The sequence below is a fragment of the Streptomyces carpinensis genome, from assembly GCF_002154505.1.
In the GTDB taxonomy this organism is placed as follows: Bacteria; Actinomycetota; Actinomycetes; order Streptomycetales; family Streptomycetaceae; genus Streptomyces; species Streptomyces carpinensis.
The window spans coordinates 1-312 of the sequence record NZ_MUBM01000736.1 but is presented as its reverse complement, the minus strand read 5'-3'; the positions used below and the strand labels follow the sequence as shown (position 1 = coordinate 312).

General features: G+C 74.0%; 1 pseudogene. It reads left to right on the top strand.

The annotated features are described in order from the left end of the window. Nucleotides 1-312: pseudogene (locus BZY54_RS51460) on the top strand (SDR family NAD(P)-dependent oxidoreductase); the annotation flags it as partial.

Here is a 312-nt window from a genome sequence, read left to right as displayed (position 1 = left end):
GCGCCGCTGGCGCCGGGCAGCGTGGTCGTCTCGATGTCCAGCGGAGCCGTCCTGGGCGGCTCGCCGCTCAGCGGCGGCTACGCCAGCGCCAAGGCCGCCATCCGCTACCTGCGCGGGTACGCGGCCGAGGAGTCGGAGCGGGGCGGGCTGGGCATCCGGTTCGTCACGCTGCTTCCGCAGATGACGCCGGGCACAGGCATCGGCTCGGTCGCGATCGCGGGCTACGCCGAGCGCCAAGGCGTCGACCAGGACACCTTCGTCGCGGGCCGGCAGCCGATCCTCACTCCGGAGCAGTTCGCCAAGGCGGTCGTG